The organism is Mycobacterium sp. DL99, assembly GCF_004762045.1.
GTDB lineage: Bacteria > Actinomycetota > Actinomycetes > Mycobacteriales > Mycobacteriaceae > Mycobacterium.
Genome location: NZ_SJOM01000007.1, coordinates 6089680 through 6108400 on the forward strand (window position 1 = coordinate 6089680; position 18721 = coordinate 6108400).

The 18721-nt window shown below is 67.4% G+C and carries 18 protein-coding genes, 1 tRNA gene and 1 other RNA gene; 13 read left to right on the forward strand and 7 right to left on the reverse strand.

Going from position 1 to position 18721, the window contains the following annotated elements; all coding sequences use genetic code 11:
• Positions 1 to 70 precede the first annotated feature (70 nt).
• Positions 71 to 682: a recombination mediator RecR gene (gene recR, locus EYZ64_RS29585; RefSeq protein ID WP_135459316.1), complete on the reverse strand. Its 612-nt coding sequence runs from the start codon at positions 680 to 682 to the stop codon at positions 71 to 73.
• The gene (locus tag EYZ64_RS29590; protein WP_135459319.1) at positions 683 to 1015 is read right to left on the reverse strand and encodes a YbaB/EbfC family nucleoid-associated protein; all 333 of its coding nucleotides are present in this window, start codon (positions 1013 to 1015) and stop codon (positions 683 to 685) included. It lies immediately after the preceding gene.
• 148 nt (positions 1016 to 1163) lie between these two features.
• Between EYZ64_RS29590 and EYZ64_RS29595 the strand changes: the two genes are divergently transcribed.
• Complete coding sequence (locus tag EYZ64_RS29595) at positions 1164 to 1892, forward strand: Rv3717 family N-acetylmuramoyl-L-alanine amidase (RefSeq protein ID WP_167858209.1); 729 nt, start codon at positions 1164 to 1166, stop codon at positions 1890 to 1892.
• A 24-nt stretch (positions 1893 to 1916) separates the two neighbouring features.
• Here the strand turns inward: EYZ64_RS29595 and EYZ64_RS29600 are convergent, their stop codons facing one another.
• Positions 1917 to 2357, reverse strand: a complete 441-nt coding sequence (locus tag EYZ64_RS29600; RefSeq protein ID WP_135459321.1) for an SRPBCC family protein — start codon at positions 2355 to 2357, stop codon at positions 1917 to 1919.
• Between the two features lie 65 nt (positions 2358 to 2422).
• Between EYZ64_RS29600 and EYZ64_RS29605 the strand changes: the two genes are divergently transcribed.
• From EYZ64_RS29605 to EYZ64_RS29620, 4 genes are all read left to right on the forward strand, one after another.
• Positions 2423 to 3814, forward strand: a complete 1392-nt coding sequence (locus tag EYZ64_RS29605) for an FAD-binding oxidoreductase (RefSeq protein WP_135459323.1) — start codon at positions 2423 to 2425, stop codon at positions 3812 to 3814.
• Between the two features lie 13 nt (positions 3815 to 3827).
• The gene (locus tag EYZ64_RS29610; protein ID WP_135459325.1) at positions 3828 to 5141 is read left to right on the forward strand and encodes a class I SAM-dependent methyltransferase; all 1314 of its coding nucleotides are present in this window, start codon (positions 3828 to 3830) and stop codon (positions 5139 to 5141) included.
• 86 nt (positions 5142 to 5227) lie between these two features.
• Positions 5228 to 5977 carry an SDR family oxidoreductase gene (locus EYZ64_RS29615; RefSeq protein ID WP_135459327.1) on the forward strand — a complete coding sequence of 250 codons (750 nt, stop codon included), beginning with the start codon at positions 5228 to 5230 and terminating at the stop codon, positions 5975 to 5977.
• 34 nt (positions 5978 to 6011) lie between these two features.
• Complete coding sequence (locus EYZ64_RS29620; RefSeq protein ID WP_135459329.1) at positions 6012 to 6941, forward strand: AraC family transcriptional regulator; 930 nt, start codon at positions 6012 to 6014, stop codon at positions 6939 to 6941.
• 6 nt (positions 6942 to 6947) lie between these two features.
• On the opposite strand, the gene EYZ64_RS29625 is transcribed toward EYZ64_RS29620, so the two are convergent.
• A complete protein-coding gene (locus EYZ64_RS29625; protein WP_135459331.1) occupies positions 6948 to 9023 on the reverse strand; it encodes a DNA polymerase III subunits gamma/tau in 2076 nt (691 codons plus the stop codon).
• A gap of 201 nt (positions 9024 to 9224) precedes the next feature.
• On the opposite strand from EYZ64_RS29625, the gene EYZ64_RS29630 reads away from it, so the two are divergent.
• Positions 9225 to 10121: a DUF559 domain-containing protein gene (locus EYZ64_RS29630; RefSeq protein ID WP_135459332.1), complete on the forward strand. Its 897-nt coding sequence runs from the start codon at positions 9225 to 9227 to the stop codon at positions 10119 to 10121.
• A 51-nt stretch (positions 10122 to 10172) separates the two neighbouring features.
• Here the strand turns inward: EYZ64_RS29630 and EYZ64_RS29635 are convergent, their stop codons facing one another.
• Together EYZ64_RS29635 and ffs are read right to left on the reverse strand one after the other, a co-directional pair.
• Positions 10173 to 11453 carry an aspartate aminotransferase type Ic gene (locus EYZ64_RS29635; RefSeq protein WP_135459333.1) on the reverse strand — a complete coding sequence of 427 codons (1281 nt, stop codon included), beginning with the start codon at positions 11451 to 11453 and terminating at the stop codon, positions 10173 to 10175.
• 35 nt (positions 11454 to 11488) lie between these two features.
• Positions 11489 to 11583: signal recognition particle sRNA small type (gene ffs / locus EYZ64_RS29640), an RNA gene on the reverse strand.
• Positions 11584 to 11653: 70 nt separating this feature from the next.
• Here ffs and EYZ64_RS29645 point away from each other — a divergent pair.
• The 7 genes from EYZ64_RS29645 (at position 11654) to EYZ64_RS29675 (ending at position 17671) form a co-directional block, all read left to right on the forward strand.
• Positions 11654 to 11739 (forward strand) — tRNA-Ser (locus EYZ64_RS29645).
• A gap of 83 nt (positions 11740 to 11822) precedes the next feature.
• Complete coding sequence (lucA, locus tag EYZ64_RS29650) at positions 11823 to 12569, forward strand: lipid uptake coordinator LucA (RefSeq protein WP_135459334.1); 747 nt, start codon at positions 11823 to 11825, stop codon at positions 12567 to 12569.
• Positions 12570 to 12621: 52 nt separating this feature from the next.
• Entirely contained in the window at positions 12622 to 13644 is a 1023-nt protein-coding gene (locus EYZ64_RS29655) for a S1C family serine protease (protein WP_135459335.1), read from the forward strand.
• Between the two features lie 3 nt (positions 13645 to 13647).
• Entirely contained in the window at positions 13648 to 15183 is a 1536-nt protein-coding gene (locus EYZ64_RS29660) for a PucR family transcriptional regulator (protein ID WP_135459336.1), read from the forward strand.
• Between the two features lie 74 nt (positions 15184 to 15257).
• Positions 15258 to 16508: an NAD(P)/FAD-dependent oxidoreductase gene (locus EYZ64_RS29665; protein ID WP_135459337.1), complete on the forward strand. Its 1251-nt coding sequence runs from the start codon at positions 15258 to 15260 to the stop codon at positions 16506 to 16508.
• Positions 16509 to 16605: 97 nt separating this feature from the next.
• Positions 16606 to 17070 carry a GreA/GreB family elongation factor gene (locus EYZ64_RS29670; RefSeq protein ID WP_135459338.1) on the forward strand — a complete coding sequence of 155 codons (465 nt, stop codon included), beginning with the start codon at positions 16606 to 16608 and terminating at the stop codon, positions 17068 to 17070.
• Between the two features lie 25 nt (positions 17071 to 17095).
• Entirely contained in the window at positions 17096 to 17671 is a 576-nt protein-coding gene (locus EYZ64_RS29675) for a TetR/AcrR family transcriptional regulator (RefSeq protein ID WP_135459339.1), read from the forward strand.
• Positions 17672 to 17677: 6 nt separating this feature from the next.
• On the opposite strand, the gene ligD is transcribed toward EYZ64_RS29675, so the two are convergent.
• The gene (ligD, locus tag EYZ64_RS29680; protein ID WP_135459340.1) at positions 17678 to 18721 is read right to left on the reverse strand and encodes a non-homologous end-joining DNA ligase; all 1044 of its coding nucleotides are present in this window, start codon (positions 18719 to 18721) and stop codon (positions 17678 to 17680) included.

Consider the following 18721-nt stretch of genomic DNA (forward strand, 5'->3'; position numbering starts at 1 on the left):
CGAGGCTGTAATCCAGCAGGCAGCTACTCGCACTTTTTCTGCTGGAATACCGTTTCGGCGCAAATAGGTGTCAGGCCATCGCGCGGCGGCCGGCCAGCGCCCGGCCGAGCGTGAGCTCGTCGGCGAACTCCAGGTCACCGCCCATCGGCAGGCCCGAGGCGATACGCGTGACGGTCAGGCCGGGGATGTCGCGCAGCATCCGGACCAGATAGGTGGCCGTCGCCTCGCCCTCGGTGTTGGGATCGGTCGCGATGATCACCTCGGCCACATCGACGCCGTCGACGCGTTCACCGATCCGGTTGAGCAGCTCCCGGATGCGCAACTGGTCGGGCCCGATGCCGGACAACGGATCCAGCGCCCCACCCAGCACGTGGTAGCGACCGCGGAATTCGCGCGTGCGCTCGACGGCCTGCACGTCCTTCGGCTCCTCGACCACGCACACCAACGAGCCGTCGCGGCGGGGGTCCTTACAGATCCGGCAGCGTTCCTCGTCGGAGACGTTGCCGCACACCGCACAGAAAGTGACGCCGTCACGGACGCGGCCCAGTACCGCGGTGAGCCGATCGATGTCCGGCGGCTCGACGCTCAGCAGGTGAAACGCGATCCGCTGCGCGCTCTTCGGCCCGATCCCGGGAAGCTTGCCGAGCTCGTCGATCAGGTCCTGGACCGGGCCTTCAAACACTCAGAGTCCCGGAAGTCCGAACCCACCCAGCCCGCCGGCCAGCGGGCCCAGGCGGCTCTGCGCCAGGGTGGTCACCTGATTGGAGGCATCGGCAAGGGCACCGACGATGAGATCCTGCAGGGTCTCGACGTCCTCGGGATCAACGACCTTGGGGTCGATCGCCACCGCGATCACCTCACCGCTGCCCTTGACCGTGACCTGTACGAGCCCGCCGCCGGCCTGGCCGTGCACCTCGGAGTTGGCCAGCGCCTCCTGCGCCTCCATGAGCTGCTGCTGTACCTGCTGCGCCTGCGCCAGCAGGGCCGACATGTCGGGCGTGCCTCCGGGTTGCATGAGTGGTCCCCTTGCCGTGTTGATTGCGTCTTGGTCTCGACTTGGTTGCTCTCGCCTGTCGGCGGCGATTCGGACTTTCAGCCTAGTCGGCGTGCGGGCTAGCGTGGCGCCCGTGCGAGTCCCAGCCTGCGTGCGTGTCGGCACCGCGATGGTCAGCAGCGTGTTCATCGCCGCGGCTGTCCCGGCGATCGTCGACGCTCCCCACGCCAACGCCGCTCCCTCGAACATCGCCGGCATGATCGTGTTCCTCGATCCCGGCCACAACGGCGCCAACGACGCGTCGATCAGCCGCCAGGTGCCCACCGGCCGCGGCGGCACCAAGGACTGCCAGGCCAGCGGCACCTCCACCGCGGACGGGTACCCCGAGCACACCTTCACCTGGGACACCACTCTGCGGGTACGCGCCATCCTGAACCAGATGGGTGTACGCACCGCCATGTCGCGCGGCAACGACAACGCGCTGGGGCCGTGCGTCGACGAACGAGCCTCGATGGCCAACGCCCTGCGGCCCAACGCCATCGTGTCCATCCACGCCGACGGCGGCCCGCCCAACGGCCGCGGCTTCCACGTGCTCTACTCGTCGCCGCCACTGAACAACGTGCAGGCCGGGCCGTCGGTGCAGTTCGCCCAGACCATGCGCGATCAGCTCTCGGCGTCGGGCATCCCACCCGCCACCTACATCGGTTCGGGTGGCCTGGACGCCCGCTCGGACATCGCCGGGCTCAACCTGGCGCAGTTCCCGTCGATCCTCGTCGAGTGCGGCAACATGAAGAACCCGGTCGACTCGGCACTGATGAAGACTCCGGACGGCCAGCAGAAGTATGCCGAGGCAATCGCCCGGGGTGTCGCCGCCTATCTGGGCAGCCAGCAGCGATAGCTCGCCGCCCCAGATGGTCGGGCGCTACGCGCCCTCCACTTCCTTCTTCAGGTTGGCCAGCAGCTCGTCCTGGATCTTGCGCAGGCCAAGCGGCGCGAAAGTCTTCTCGAAGAAGCCCTTGACCCCGCCGGCACCGGTCCAGCTGGTCTTGAGGTTGACCGACGATCCGGCGCCCGCGGGGGCGACGGTCCAGTTGGTCACCAGGCTGGAGTTGGCGTCCTTCTCGATCACCGTGTGACCGGCCACGTCCACCGACGCCTTGATGTCACGCACCCGGGACTCGGTCGCCTGCAGCTTCCAGCTGGCCACCGTGCCGGCGCCCTGACCACCCTCGAGCACCTGGTAGTCGCGGTAGTGCGAGGAGAGGATCTTCGGGCGCACGGTCTGGTAGTCCGCGATCGCGGCGAACACAGCGGCCGGCTCGGCGTTGATCAGAACCGTGCTGACCGCACTGACCTGTCCCATGACTGAAACTCCTTCAACTCGTGTCTGCGGTCGCATCGTCGGCAACCTCCGACTAGCGTATATGTGTGTCTGTTGTTACGACTGACGCACAAGCTGCCCATGCCCTTGGCGTGCAGCGCCTCCTGGACAGTTACAGCGCCATACCGCCCAATTCGACGGTGCGGCTTGCCAAGCCCACGTCGAACCTGTTTCGTGCGCGAGATCGCAGCGATGTCAGAGGTCTGGATGTAGCCGGGCTGACCGATGTGATCGCGGTCGACGCCGAAGCCCGCACCGCCGACGTGGCCGGCATGTGCACCTATGAGGACCTGGTGGCCGCGACGCTGCCACACGGCCTGGCACCGCTGGTGGTACCGCAACTCAAGACCATCACGCTCGGTGGCGCGGTCACCGGGCTCGGCATCGAGTCGACCTCGTTCCGCAACGGTCTGCCGCACGAATCGGTGCTGGAGATGGACATTCTCACCGGAACAGGCGAGATCGTCACCGCCTCACCGGAACAGCATTCCGACCTGTTTCGGACATTCCCCAATTCGTATGGCACGCTGGGTTATTCGACCCGGCTGCGGATCGAGCTGGAACCTGTCACACCATTTGTCGCGTTGCGCCACCTGCGCTTTCACTCGTTGACCGAACTCGTCGCCGCGATGGATCGGATCATCGAGACCGGCGGACTCGACGGCGAGCCGGTCGATTACCTCGACGGCGTGGTGTTCAGCGCCGACGAGAGCTACCTGTGCGTCGGTTTCAAGACGACGACGCCGGGGCCGGTCAGCGACTACACCGGCCAGGACATCTACTACCGCTCGATCCAGCACGCGCGGGGTGAGAAGCACGACCGGCTGACGATTCACGACTACCTGTGGCGGTGGGACACCGACTGGTTCTGGTGTTCGCGGGCATTCGGCGCGCAGCACCCCACGATCCGGCGGTTCTGGCCACGCCGGCTACGACGCAGCAGCTTCTACTGGAAACTCATCGGCTACGACCAGCGGTTCAACATCGCCGACCGGATCGAAAAGCGCAACGGGCGCCCGCCCCGCGAGCGGGTGGTACAGGACATCGAGGTGCCCATAGAGAACTGTGAACGGTTCCTTGCGTGGTTCCTGGAGAACGTGCCGATCGAACCGATCTGGCTGTGCCCACTGCGGTTACGCGATGACGACCGCCATACGGCGGGCTGGCCTCTGTATCCCCTTCGCGCCCACCACACCTACGTCAACGTCGGATTCTGGTCCTCGGTACCGGTCGGCCCGGTGGAAGGCCACACCAACAAGCTGATCGAGACCAAGGTCAGCGAGCTCGACGGACACAAGTCCCTGTATTCCGATTCCTACTACCCGCGTGAGGATTTCGACCAGCTCTACGGCGGAGAGACCTACAAGGCCGTCAAGAAGTCCTACGACCCCGATTCACGCCTGTTTGACCTGTACTCGAAAGCCGTGTTGCGCCGATGAACGGAGAACAGCGATGACCACCTTCAAAGAACACTCGACGCACGCAGGCGATCACAAGCTCAGCCTGGCCGAGATCCTGGAGATCTTCGCGTCCGGCTCGCAGCCGCTGAAATTCACCGCCTACGACGGCAGCGCCTCCGGCCCCAGCGATGCCATCCTCGGTCTGGACCTCAAGACCCCGCGCGGCACCACGTACCTGGCGACCGCCCCGGGGGATCTGGGCCTGGCCCGCGCCTACGTGTCCGGCGACCTGGACCTGTACGGGGTGCATCCCGGCGACCCGTACCCGCTGCTGTGTGCACTGGCCGAGAAGATGGCGTTCAAGCGTCCGCCCGCGCGGGTGCTGGCCAACATCGTCCGGTCCATCGGCATCGAGCATCTCAAGCCCATCGCGCCGCCGCCCCAGGAAGCCCTGCCGCGGTGGCGGCGGGTGGTAGAAGGGTTGCGGCACAGCAAGACCCGCGATGCCGAGGCGATCCACCACCACTACGACGTTTCGAACACGTTCTACGAGTGGGTGCTCGGGCCGTCGATGACCTACACCTGCGCGTGCTACCCGGATGCCGATGCCAGCCTGGAAGAGGCGCAGGACAACAAGTACCGCCTGGTGTTCGAGAAGCTGCGGCTGCAACCCGGCGACCGCCTGCTCGACGTCGGCTGCGGCTGGGGCGGCATGGTGCGATACGCCGCGCGCCACGGTGTCAATGCGCTCGGGGTGACGCTGTCCATGGAGCAGGCCCGGTGGGCGCAGGAGGCCATCGTCAAGGAAGGCCTCGAGGACCTCGCCGAGGTGCGTCACAGCGACTACCGCGACATCGCCGAAACCGGGTTCGACGCGGTGTCCTCGATCGGCCTGACCGAGCACATCGGCGTGCACAACTACCCGTCGTACTTCGGTTTCCTGAAGTCGAAGATGCGTACCGGTGCGCTCCTGCTCAACCACTGCATCACCCGCCACGACAACCGAAGCGGAGCGGCCGCAGGCGGGTTCATCGACCGCTACGTGTTTCCGGACGGCGAGCTGACCGGCTCGGGGCGCATCATCACCGAGGTGCAGGACGTCGGCCTGGAGGTCATGCACGAGGAGAACCTGCGCAACCACTATGCGATGACGCTGCGCGACTGGTGCGCCAACCTGGTCGAGCACTGGGACGAGGCGGTCGCCGAGGTCGGGCTGCCCACCGCCAAGGTGTGGGGCCTGTACATGGCCGGCTCCCGGCTCGGCTTCGAGACGAATGTGGTTCAGCTACACCAGGTTCTGGCCGTCAAACTCGACGACCGCGGCAACGACGGCGGCCTGCCGCTGCGGCCCTGGTGGGCGCCCTAGAACGCCAGCCCCATCAAGACGATCAGTAACGTTTTTCGGACTATTCGTTATTGAACGTCTTGCGAGGACGCCATACCGTTTGAACCATGAAAACGGTTCTCATCACGGGTTGTTCATCAGGGTACGGACTCGAAACCGCCCGTCACTTCCATGCCAACGGCTGGAACGTGATCGCCACGATGCGTACACCGCGCGCCGGGCTACTGCCGGATTCGGACCGAATCCAGCTGGTGGCGTTGGACGTCACCGACCCCGACAGCATCTCGGCGGCGCTCGAAGCCAGTGGCCCGATCGACGTGCTGGTCAACAACGCGGGCATCGGCGTTGTCGGCGCCTTCGAGCCCATGCCGATGGAGACGATCCGGGAAGTGTTCGAAACCAACACATTCGGCGTAATGGCCATGACACAGGCTGTGCTGCCGCAGATGCGAACGCGCGGATCCGGGGTGGTGGTCAACGTGACATCGAGCGTGACTCTGACCGCGATGCCGTTGGCCGCGGTGTACACCGCCAGCAAGATGGCGATCGAAGGGTTCACCGCGTCGCTCGCACTCGAGCTCGACGCGGTGAACGTGGCGGCGAAACTTGTCGAACCGGGCTACGGGCCGACGACGAGCTTCACCAGCAACGGCGCAACGCGGATGGACGGACTGATTCCCGAGCCGTATCAGGCGTTCGCCGCGCCGATCCTGGCGGCGTTCGGTCAGGCCACCGTCTTCACGACCGAGTCCGATGTCGCCGAGACCGTCTACCGGGCCGCGACCGACAGAACCGGCTGCCTGCGGTTCCCGGCCGGCGCCGACGCGGTGGCGTTGGCCGGCAGCGCGGCAACGTAGACGATCAGCGTCGTGCGGGCGATATCTTGGCGGCATGCCGGCAGACATCGCCCGCAGCACTGATCCGCTCGAAGCGATCATTCCGTTGCTGCGTCCCCAGGTCGTGCTGTCCAAGGTGGTCAGCGGTGCCGGCGACTGGAGTATCCGCAAGCCGCGCTATGCCGAACCGTCCTTCTGCCTGATGCTCGCGGGGAGTTGTTGGCTCAGCCCGGACGGGATCGATCCCGTCGAACTCTTCGCCGGCGACTTCCTGCTACTGCCCGAGACGCCGAGTTTCGTGATAGCCAGCGATCCCGCGTTGGCACCGACCGACATAGAGCTCCATCCGACCGCCGACTCCCACTACGGGCCGGCGGACGGACCGGGGCCGATGCGGATGCTCGGCGGATACTTCCGCTTCGATCGGGCCAACGCCAGGCTGCTGGTAAAGCTCCTTCCGCCAACGATTCTCATCCGCCACGACGAATCCGGCTCGGACCGCCTGAACCGGATCGTCGAACTCATCACGGACGAGGCGATCGCCCAACGTCCGTGCCGCGAACCGATTCTCGAGCGGCTCGTCGAGGTGCTGCTGATCGAGGCCTGCCGGTTCCGAACCGAACGTCCCACCGCCGGCGAGCACGGCCTGATTGCCGGGCTTTCCGATCCTCAGCTCGCCGGTGCCCTGCGAGAGATTCACGACGGCGTCGCCGAGCACTGGACGGTCGAGAAGCTGGCCCGCACCGCGAACATGTCCCGCGCCGTGTTCGCGGAACGTTTCGCGAACACGATCGGGATGCCACCGATGCAGTACGTGCTGGAGTGGCGGGTAGCGCTGGCCAAGGACATGCTGCAATCCGAACAACTCTCGATCGGCGAGATAGCGACCAGGACCGGCTACCAGTCGGCCAGTGCGTTCACCACCGCGTTCACCCGGGTGACCGGGCGCGCTCCACGCGAATACGCCCGCGACATCGGGGACTGAGCAGCGTCAGCTCTCGATCTTTCGCGCGCCCAACTCGTTCTGAAGCAGCTCCAGCGCGACCTCCTCGGGGTCGCGACGCGGCCCGGCCTCACTCTGCGAGGCCTCGGCGAGCATCTCTTCCTCTTCCTGCTCCGGCGACGACGGCGGTTCAGGATCCGGCACCGGGTCGGGTTCGGGAATGACACGGCCCGGCCGGGTCGGCACCCTTGGCGGGGGCTTGGCGGCCTTTGACGGGGCGACGGAGGCCGGAGTTTCTGGTTGGCGGACCTCGCACCGGATCTGCCAGTCGACACCCAAGGCATCCTTGAGCGCCTCCCGGATCACTTCGACGTTGTGCGACTCGGTGATGCGTTTGGCAAGCTGCGGCGAAACATGTGACAAGACAAGCGTATTGCTGTCGAGCGCCATCACCATGACATCGTTGATCATCGCGTCGAGCGTCTTGCTGCGAAGGCGTACCTTGGACCGGATTTCCGCCCACGCGTTACGTACGGCGGTCGTGTCCAGCGCACCGGGCGCAGCCGCCGGCGCGGGCTCGGATTCGGGCGCACGTTCCGGTGGGAGATCTGGCTCGAACTCGGGCTCGGGCGGCAGGGGAATTTCGGGCTCGGAGTCCGCAGCAGGTGGTGGTGGCGGCGGCGCGGCCACCGGTTCCGGCACGGCTGCCGGTTCGGGCACGGCTGCCGGTTCGGGCGCGGCTGCCGGTTCGGGCACGGGTGCCGGTGTAGGAGCGGGCGCAGGCGGTGGTGCGGGTGTCGGGGCAGCTTCCGGTTCCCGTGCAGCCTGACTACGACGGGTGAACGTCTTGGTCGGCTCCGCAGCGGACGGGGCCGCTGGGTCGGCGGTCGGGGCGGCGGGCCTGGCGGCCGAAGCCGGGGGCGACGGCGAAGTCGACATTTCCCCGGCCGGGATTGACATGTCCAGCCGGTTCTCGATGCGTTCGATGCGCTGCAGGAACGCCGATTCGGTGTCATGAGCCGAGGGCAGCAACAACCGGGCACACACCACTTCCAACAGCAACCGAGGCGCGGTCGCACCGCGCATCTCGCCGAGGCCGGCGTGCACCACCTCCGCGTATCGGGTCAACGTGCCCGCGCCTATATGGGCCGCCTGCTCCCGCATCCGTTCCAGCACGTCGTCGGGCGCGTCCACGACACCGCGAGTGACCGCGTCGGGAACGGCCTGCAGCACGATCAGGTCGCGGAAGCGTTCCAGCAGATCGGTGGCGAACCGCCGCGGATCATGACCGGCGTCGATCACCGCTTCCACCGCACCGAACAGCGCGGCCGCATCCCCGGCCGCCAGCGCCTCGACCGCATCGTCGATGAGCGCCATGTCGGTGGCACCGAGAAGCGCGAGCGCCCGCTGATAGGTGATGTGGTTACCGTCGGCGCCCTGTTGGGAGCCGGCCAGCAGCTGATCGAGCACCGACAGCGTGTCGCGGGGTGAGCCGCCGCCGGCTCGGATGACCAACGGATACACCGCGTCGTCGACGTTGACGTTCTCCTCGGCGCAGATGCGTTCGAGCAGTGGGCGCATGGTGCGCGGGGCCAGCAGCCGGAACGGGTAGTGATGGGTACGCGACCGGATGGTCGGCAGCACCTTCTCCGGTTCGGTGGTGGCGAACACGAAGATCAGGTGCTCGGGCGGCTCCTCGACGATCTTGAGCAGCGCGTTGAAACCGGCCGTGGTGACCATGTGCGCTTCGTCGATGATGAAGATGCGGTACCGCGATTGCGCGGGGGTGAAGAACGCGCGATCGCGCAGTTCGCGGGTGTCATCGACGCCACCGTGGCTGGCCGCGTCGAGTTCCGTGACGTCAAGGTTGCCCGAGCCGTTCGGCGCCAGCGCGACGCACGAATCGCACACGCCGCACGGTGTGGGCGTGGGCCCCTGCTCACAGTTCAGCGAACGGGCCAGGATGCGCGCCGAGGACGTCTTGCCGCAGCCGCGCGGCCCGGAGAACAGGTAGGCGTGGTTGATCCGCCCTGCTGTCAGCGCAGTAGATAGCGGCTCGGTGACATGTTCCTGGCCAACGACTTCCGCGAAGCTTGCTGGCCGGTATTTGCGGTAAAGAGCCACGGGAGAAGGCTACCGACTGCGTCTGACGCCGTCGTGGCGGTGCCCGTTGACATTGAAACCAGGCACACCGCTACCCGCACAAATGCAGCGTCAGCTCAAAGTCAACACGGAGTTCTGCACAGAACGCGATTCATCCACAGGTGGCGACGCCGAGACCGGCACACACCGATCTTTGTCCGCGCCAGCGGCGACTCTCGCCGAATGAGTGAGCCCTTCATCGGCACCGAAGCCCTGGCGGCTGGCGTCGTCAACCGCTACCAGCTCAGCCGCTACCACCACACGATCCTGCCGAACATCTACGTGGACAAGCGAACTGCGGTGTCGCTGCGGCAACGCAGCACGGCGGCGTGGTTGTGGTCGGGTCGTAACGCGGTGATCGCTGGGGCCGCCGCATCGGCGCTCCACGGCGCGAAGTGGGTGGCCGACGACGTTCCGATCGAATTGATCAGCGCCAAGACCAAGCCACCCGAGAACGTGATCACGCGGCAGGACCTGATCTGCGACGGGGAGGTCACGCGCATCGACGGTCTGTCGGTCACGAGCGTCGAGCGCACTGCTTTTGACCTCGGGCGCCGCGGGTTGATCGGTGTGGCCGTCGCGCGGCTGGACGCACTTGCTCGAGCCACCGGATCAAAGGCGGACGACGTGCTGACGCTGGCCGCACACCACCGCCACGCCCGTGGCCTGCGGCAACTCGAACGGGCGCTGGACGTATCCGACCCAGGCGGGCAGTCCCCGAAAGAAACCTGGCTGCGGCTGATGCTCATCGACGCAGGTTTCCCCCGGCCGCAGACACAGATACCGGTACTCGGGCCCGACGGCTACCCGATGTACTTCCTCGACATGGGCTGGGAGGAACTGATGCTGGCGGTCGAATACGAGGGTGTGCAGCACGCCGATCAGCTCGGCTATGACATCGCGCGTGCCGACTACATCACGCGAGTCGGCTGGACCCACGTGAGAGTGGCCGCGGGGCACCGACGGCCCGGGATCATCGCCCGGGTGGAGCGTGAGTGGGATCGACTTTGGCGGCCAGAGCTCGGGATCACGCCGCGCCGACCGCCGCTGGCCGGTCCCCCACTGGAACTCGGCTGTTGACTTTGAATCCACGCACACCGCTACTCGCACAAATGCGGCGTCAGTTCCAAGTCAGCGCAAAAGTGACTCGATCGCCGCCAGCAGCGCGCAGGTGGCCAGGCCGTCGATCGCCTCACGCACGTCGGACAGCGACGGGAACGTCGGCGCGATGCGGATGTTCTTGTCCTCGGGGTCCTTGCGGTACGGGAAGGCCGAACCCGCCTCGGTGACCGCGATCCCGGCGTCCTTGGCCAGCGCGACGGTCCGCCTGGCAGTGCCGGGCCACACGTCGAGACTCACGAAGTAGCCGCCCTTCGGGTCGGTCCACGACGCGATCTTCGACTCCCCCAACCGGTCCTCAAGGATCTCGGCGACCAGAGCGAATTTGGGGGCGATCAGCTCGCGTTGGCGCTGCATCTGCAGGCGCACGCCGTCGGCGTCGCCGAAGAAGCGACTGTGGCGCAGCTGGTTGATCTTGTCCGGCCCGATCGTCTTCTTGCCCGCGTGCTGCAGGTACCAGGCGATGTTGCCCAGCGAGCCGCCCAGGAAGCTGACCCCCGCCCCGGCGAAGGTGATCTTGGAGGTCGAGGCGAACACCAGCGGGCGGTTCGGGTTGCCGGCCGCTTCGGCCAGGCCCAGCACGTCGACCTGACGGATGAACTCGCCGGTCAGGGTGTGAACCGCGTAGGCGTTGTCCCACATCAACCGGAAATCGTTTGCCGCCGTTTGCATTTGGACGAGGCGCCGGACAACTTCCCAGGAATAGGTGGCCCCGGTGGGATTGCCGTACACCGGAACGCACCACATGCCCTTGATCGCCGGGTCGGCCGCGACGAGTTCCTCGATCAGGTCGACGTCGGGACCGTCCTCGCGCATCGGCACCGCGATCATCTCGATTCCCAAGGACTCGGTGATCGCGAAGTGGCGGTCGTAGCCGGGCGACGGGCAGAGAAATTTGATCACGGGTTCTTGCACCCAGGGCCGCACCGAGTCCACCCCGCCGTACAGCAGCGAGAACACGATGGCGTCGTGCATCATCTCCAGGCTCGCGTTGTTGCCCGCAATGAGGTTCTGCACCGGGATTCCGAGCAGCTCGCCGAAGATCTCCCGGAGTTCGGGCAGACCGTGCAGGCCGCCGTAGTTGCGGGTATCGGTGCCTTCGCGGTCACGGAAGGAGTCTTTTTCCGAGCCGGGCAGCGACAGCAGCGCGTTGGACAGATCCAACTGCTCGGGGGCCGGCTTGCCGCGGGTCAGATCCAGGTTCAGCTTTTTGGCCTGGAGCTCTGCGTAGTTGCGCTGTTGGAGTTCGTGCTGCGCGAGCAGATCGTCGCGGCCGAGGGACTGGAACGACACCGCGCGCCTTTCACAGAAGCTGAATGAGCTGGAACGTAAGGGGACCCCGCGCACCCGCCAGAGCCCATTGACCCTTGCTGCCTTCCGGCCCTGGGGGAGTTCACAGGATGGACGCCGCGCGGGGTCCACAGCGAGTGTAATACCCGCCCCTATCCCCGGCGCGTACGGGACCGGTCCGGGCGTCAGTTAGGATTGCCGACGGAGGATTCGCCTAGTGGCCTATGGCGCTCGCCTGGAACGCGGGTTGGGTTAACAGCCCTCAGGGGTTCAAATCCCCTATCCTCCGCGCTCGGGTCCGGGGTGCGAACTGCTGAATCAACCCTGATCAGCAGTTCGCACCCCGGCCCAATTAAGTACCCGAGGAGGAGTATGGGCCGCACCGTCGCGGTGATCTGGCACGTGTCGTTTTCGATCGTGGCCGCCGGCCTGTTCTTCTTTTTCGTTCTCCCCCGATGGCATGAGCTCGTCGGCGATACCTCGCCCACGCTCGGGCTGATCCTGCGCATCGTCACCGGGGTGCTGATCGGTCTCGCGGCCCTGCCCGTGGTGTTCACCTTGCAGCGGACCAAGCGTCCCGAATTGGCCACCCCGGAGTTGGCGCTGCGCCTGCGGACCGCCTCGATCTCCCTGCATGTGGCGGCGGCAGTGCTGATCGTCGGTACCGCGGTCTCCGAGATCTGGTTGTCACTGGACAGCTTCGGGCCGTGGCTGTTCGGGATATACGGCGCCGCCGCCGCGATCGCCCTGCTCGGCATCTTCAGCTTCTACCTGGCGTTTGTCGCCGAACTGCCGCCCCCGCCGCCGAAGCCGGTCAAGACCCGCGAGAAGGCCGAGCGCCGCGGGCGCACGAAGGCCGGCGCCGAGGCTGATGCCGATGAGGCTGCCGACGCGGACGAGGTCGAGGAGACCGAAGAGGCTCCCGCAGCTGACGCTGACGCAGAAGAGACCGAGGCGGAGCCAGAGGCTGAGGAAGACGAAGCTTCCGAAGAGGCCGAAGAGGCCACCGAGGACGAGGAGCCGGCGGGCGCATCTCTGCGTAACCGGCGGCCGTCCAGCAAGAGCGGCACCAAGCGGCGGGGCTTGCGCTCGCGCGGCGAAGTCGCCACCGAAGACTGACACACACACCAATCGCGTCGACATCGGGTTCTTGCCCAGCCAAGATGGGTACATGAGCAAAGTGGGCTCACATTCGTTCAAAGTGATTGTCGCGGCGGCCCTTGCCGCCGCGGCTGCCGTCGTCGCCCCGTCAGCACCTGCCGGTGCCGCACCCGGTGACCCGGAGGCCGTGGCCACCCAGATCGAACCATCGGTGGCGCGCATCGATACCCGAGTGGATTACCAGCAGGCCTACGGCATCGGCACCGGCATCGTGCTGTCCCCGAGCGGCGAGGTGCTGACCAACTATCACGTCGTCCAAGGGGCCAACTCGATCAGCGCCACCGTCGGCGGCCAGAGTTTCCCCGCCGACCTGGTCGGCTACGACCGTCAGAACGACATCGCGGTGCTGCAGCTGCACGGAGCGGCCGGGCTGCCACCGGCCCCGATCGGCGATTCGAGGGTGCTGGCACCGGGTCAGCCGGTGGTCGCGCTCGGCAATGCCGGGGGCAGCGGCGCGCCGCTGACCCGCGAGATCGGCACCGTCAGCGCGTTCAACCGGACCGTCAACGCCGAAGACGAGCTGACCGGCACCAGCGATGAGATCAACGGGCTGTTCGAGTTCGCCGCACCGGTCCGCGCCGGCGATTCAGGTGGCCCGGTCGTCAACGATGCCGGCCAGGTCGTCGGCATGACGACAGCCGCGTCGGTGAACTTCCGAATGGGTCCCGGCGGCAAGGGATTCGCGATCCCGATCAATGACGCGATGGGCATCGCCGGACAGATCCGCGCCCGCATCCCGTCACCCTCGGTGCACATCGGACCGCCGACCATGCTCGGCGTCGGGGTGCGCACCGCACAGCGCCAGAACGGCGGCGTGATCGTCCAGGACGTCATTCCCGGCGGACCGGCAGAAGCGGCCGGCCTGATCCCGGGCGACCTGCTCACCAACATCGAGGGCGCCCGGCTGGATTCGGCCCGCACCCTGACGCTGGTTCTCGATCAGCACTACCCGGGCGACGTCGTGGGCCTGACGTGGCTGGACCAGGCCGGCCAGCAACGCACCGGCAAGGCCACGCTCGCCGCTGGGCCGTAATCCGTGGTCACACTGGACCGCCTGATCAACGTCCTGGGCGGCTACGGGGTGCGGCTGCGCGCCCCGGCAAATGGAACCTCCCCGGCGCCGCGCTCGACCGAGTTGCGCAGCGTCGTGATGCACGAACCCGGCCAGGTGATCGGCGACGTCCTGCTGGCGGTCGGGGCCACCTCGGTCGCCGAGGCGGTGCGGTGGGCCTCGGCGGCGCGCGCCGTGGTGGTGCTGGTGCGCGGTGCGCACACCCCCGACGACGACGAGCCGGTCGCCGACGACCGCATCGCGGTGATGACGGTGGAACCCGAAGTCTCCTGGAGCGAGCTGGCGGCCGTGGTCTACGGCGTGGTGTTGGAGGGCCGGGAGACCGAATCCGGGCGCGGCCCAACCGATTTGTTCGCGCTGGCCGACAGCCTGGCCGATGCGGTGGGCGGCTCGGTCACCATCGAGGACCGGCGCAGTTCGGTGCTGGCGTACTCGCGGCTGCAACAGCACGCCGATCCGGCCCGCGCCGAGACGATCCTGAGCCGCGGGGCACCGGAACGGCTCCGCTCCCTGTTCGAAGCCCGCGGGGTGTTCCGGCATCTGGCCGAATCCGACGAGCCGATATTCGTCGAAGGCGACGAGGAGCGCGGCCTGACCGGCCGGATGGTGGTGGCCGCCCGTGCCGGTCGCGAACTACTCGGCTCGATCTGGGTGACGTGTGCCGAGCCACTGCCCGACGCGCGCCGGGCCGCACTGGCCGACGGCGCTCGCATGGTCGCCCTGCACCTACTGCGTTCGCGCGCCAGCGCCGACCTGGAACGTCAGGTGGAGTCGGAACTCGTCATCCGCCTACTCGAGGGTGCCGCCGACGCCACCACGGCGGCCAGCCGGCTCGGTCTGCCGCAGACACCGCTCCGCGTGATCGCGCTGCGGGCCCAGACCACCGACGAGCGGCACGCCGCGCTGCTGCTGGCATTCGAGCGAGCGACCGCCGGCTTCGGCTGGTCACGTCCCGGCCGCAGCGCCCTGGCCGGCAACACCGTCTACACCGTGCTGCCCGGCGCCGAGGCCGAGGCCGCCAGCAACTGGGTGACGGGATTACGCGCCGCGCTGCCCGAGCGGGTGACCGTACTGGCCGGGATCAGTGGTCCCGCCATCGCCGCTGAGCTGGCGTTGGCCCGCAGCGAGGCCGACGAGTGCCTGGCGTTGCACGAAGTGCGGCGTGAGGGTCCGGCGCCGGTCTACGACGAGGCCTGGGACGAGATCCTGCTGCAGCGGCTTCGGATCGCGGCCCGCTCCGGCCGTGCCCCGCAGCGCGGTCCGGTCGCCGAGTTGCGGGCCCACGACCAGGCCCACGGCACGCAGTACGCGGGGACGTTACGGGCCTGGCTGGAGGCCCAGGGCGATCTGGCCGAGGCCGGCCGCGCACTCGGCGTCCACGAGAACACCGTGCGCTACCGGCTGCGCAAGATGGTCGAGCTGACCCAGCTCGACCTGGACGACGCCCGCAAGCGGTTGGCGATGATGATCGAACTGGCCGCCACCGAAGAATTGTCGTAGTTCGACAATCACGCCCCTACTGTTTGTCGAGATCCTGCAAACGCGAAACGCCTGGTCGGCCTCACCATGGGGGCATGGATGGGCTGGAGCGTATTGACGGCGGACCGCGATCAGCGGTCGTCGTGGGTGCGGGCATCGTCGGCCTGTCCACAGCATGGTTTCTGCAGGAACGCGGGGTCGAGGTCACCGTTGTCGACCGCCGCGGCGTGGCGGCAGGCGCGTCGTGGGGCAATGCCGGCTGGGTTTCTCCGACGCTGACCATCCCGCTCAACGACCCGGCCGTGCTGCGCGATGGCCTGCGGTCACTGTTCGATCCGACCGCGCCCCTGCATATCCCGCTGACCTCGGGGCCCCGACTGCTGGCATTCCTGGCCCGGTTCGCCATGAATTGCCGGCTCTCGACGTGGACCAGGGTCGCGAAAGCCAATGTGCCGCTCAACGAGGAGTGCCTCGAGGCTTACGACGTACTGACATCCAACGGGGTATCGGTACCCACCACCGACGGCCCGATCACGGCACTGTTCGAAACGGCCCAACAGGCCGAACATCTCATGACCGAGCTGCGCCGGATGGCCGCGGTCGGACAGACCGTGACCGTGACCGGCCTGTCCGGTGAAACGCTGCGCCAGCATGTGCCGGTGGCATCGGCGGTGATCACCGCGGGCATCAACGTGGAGGGCCAGCGCTTCGTGGACCCGGGCCGGTTCGTGCAGGCCCTCGGCGATGCCGTCGTCGACAGGGGCGCCGAGTTGGTCATCGGCGAGGTCACCGACGTTCGGGCCGAGGGCGCCGGCGTGAACGTGGATATGGCGGATCGTTCCCTGCGGGCCGACACCGCGGTGATCGCCACCGGCGCATGGCTGTCGAAACTGGCCAAGCCCTGGGTCCGCACGCCGGTGCAGGCGGGACGCGGCTACTCGTTCACGGTGCCGGTCCACCACCCGATTCTCGGGCCCATCTACCTGCCTGACGCGCGCGTGGCCTGCACGCCGTACCAGGGCGGGCTTCGGGTGGCCGGAACCATGGAATTCCGTTCCCCCGACGATCCGCTGCAACCGCCCCGGGTCGACGCGATCGTCGCTTCCGCCGCCCCACTGCTCGACGGCGTGGACTGGGAGGCCCGCACCGACGTCTGGGTGGGCCCGCGTCCGGTCACCCCGGACGGGCGCCCGCTGATCGGTGAAGTGGCACAAGGCATCTACGTGGCGGGCGGCCACGGCATGTGGGGCCTGGCCCACGGCCCGGTCACCGGCCGGCTACTTGCCGAACACATCACCACCGGAAAACAACCCGAAGCCTTACGGGAATTCGACCCGCTGCGCTGACGGCCCACGACATTGCCCTGACGGGCCAACAAGCCGTCAGGGGCGGCGCGCAAACCCGCCCCTGACGGCATATCCGCCTCATCGGAAGGAAACCACAATGACTGTCAGCCAACGTATTTGGTTGTCCCCACAGGCCTACGAGCGCCTGCAGACCGAGTTGTCGGCGCTGCGGGACCTGATCTCGACCGAAGCCCCGTCCGACTCGGACGAGAACCAGGTGGCTGTCCAGCGGGCCCGCCAGACCCGCATCCAGCAGATCCATGATCAGCTGCTCAACGCTGTGGTGGGCGAGACGCCACCCGACGACGGGGTGGCCGAGCCGGGAATGGTGCTGACCGTGCGCTACGACGAGACCAACGAGGTCGAGACGTTCCTGCTGGGCATCCGCGGCGCCGAATACGGCGATCTGGAGGTCTATTCGGTGAACTCACCGCTGGGCGAGGCCATCGTCGGCGCGCGCCCCGGCGAGCAGCGCCACTACCCGGTACCCAGCGGCGAGGCCGTGCCCGTCACCCTGATCAGCGCGGTGCCGTTCGGGATGCACCTGTCAACCGCGGGGTAGGGTGCGCGCGCCTTACTCTGTCCGAATGGCAGGCGAACGCAAGGGCACGCCCGGCAGCTTGACCGCCGATGACTGGATCCAGGCCGGGTACGCCCTGCTCGCCTCCGACGGGATGCGGGCGCTGAAGATCGAGCGACTCTGCGAGCAGATCGGCGCCACCAGGGGCAGCTTCTACTGGCACTTCACCGACATGAAGGGCTACCGGGCCGCGCTGGTGGCGTCGTGGAATGCGTTCCTGGAGCAGGACCGTCGCTCGCTGGCCGAACTCGAAGATCTGCCGCCGCGCGAACGGCTGTCGCAAATGATGAAGCAACTGCTCAGCCCGCAGCACTGGACCTTGGAACGCGCGATGCGGGAATGGGCCAGGTCCGACGACGTCGCCGCGGCCAACGTGCGGGCGGCCGATCACCGGGTCCTGGTCGCCGTCACCAAGGCCTACCTCGACTACGGGTTCAGCCCCGAGGACGCGGCCCTGCGCGGCCAGGCCACTTTCGCGACGGGTATCGGGGTGCTGCATCTCATGGACTCAGCCGATGCCCTGACCGCCGCCGACCGCTCCGAACGATTCCTGGACCTCATGCTGGGGACACCCACGGCCTGAGGTCCACTACTTGGGATTCCCATCCTCGTCCCAGTTCTCGGCGACTTTCTTGCTCGGCTGCACCCGGGGCGGCTCACCCGGCATCTTCGGATAGTTCGGCGGGTACGGCAGATCCCCCAGGCCACGTTCCTCATCGGCGGCCACCAGGTCCAGCAGTGGCTGCAGCGACTGTTTCCCGGAGCCGATGCCGGCCCACGGATCCTCGCGCCCGGCAAGGAAATCCACTGCGGTGGTGATCGTGTAGTCGTCGGGGTCGGCGTCGCGCAGCTCATCCCACGACAACGGCATCGAGACCGTGGCGATCGGGGTCTTGCGGGCCGAATAGGCCGAGGCGAACGTGCGGTCGCGGGCGTTCTGGTTGTAGTCGATGAACAGCCGCTCGCCCCGCTCCTCCTTCCACCACGAGGTGGTCACCGCATCGGGGGCCCGGCGTTCCACCTCACGGGCCAAGGCGATCCCGGCCCGGCGCACCGCGATGAAATCCCAGTCGGTCAAGATCGGCAGGAAAATGTGCACGCCGCGGCCGCCTGAGGTCTTCGGATAGCCGACCAGGCCCAGTTCGTCGAGCAGCGGCTTGAGCACATCGCAGGCCACCGAGGCGGCCTCGGCGAACCCGGTGCCCGGCTGCGGGTCCAGGTCGATGCGCAGCTCGTCGGGGTGCTCGGTGTCCGGGCACCGAACCTGCCAGGGGTGCAACGTGATCGTGCCCATCTGCGCGGCCCACGCGATCGCGGCGGGGTGAGTCACCTTGAGGGCGTCGGCGGTTCGGCCGGACGGGAAGGTGACCGTGCAGGTCTGCAGATAGTCGGGATGCTTCTGCGGGACCCGCTTCTGATAGATCTCCTCACCCTCGATGCCGTCAGGGAACCGTTGCAGATGCGTCGGCCGGTCCTTCAACAGAGCCACCATCCGGTCGGCGACGTGCAGGTAGTACTCCATCAACTTGCCCTTGGTCCCGGCGGATCCGAGCTTCGGGTAATACACCTTGTCCGGGTTGGTGAACCGGACCTTGATCCCGTCGACATCGAGTTCGGTTGCCGGCGTTGCCAT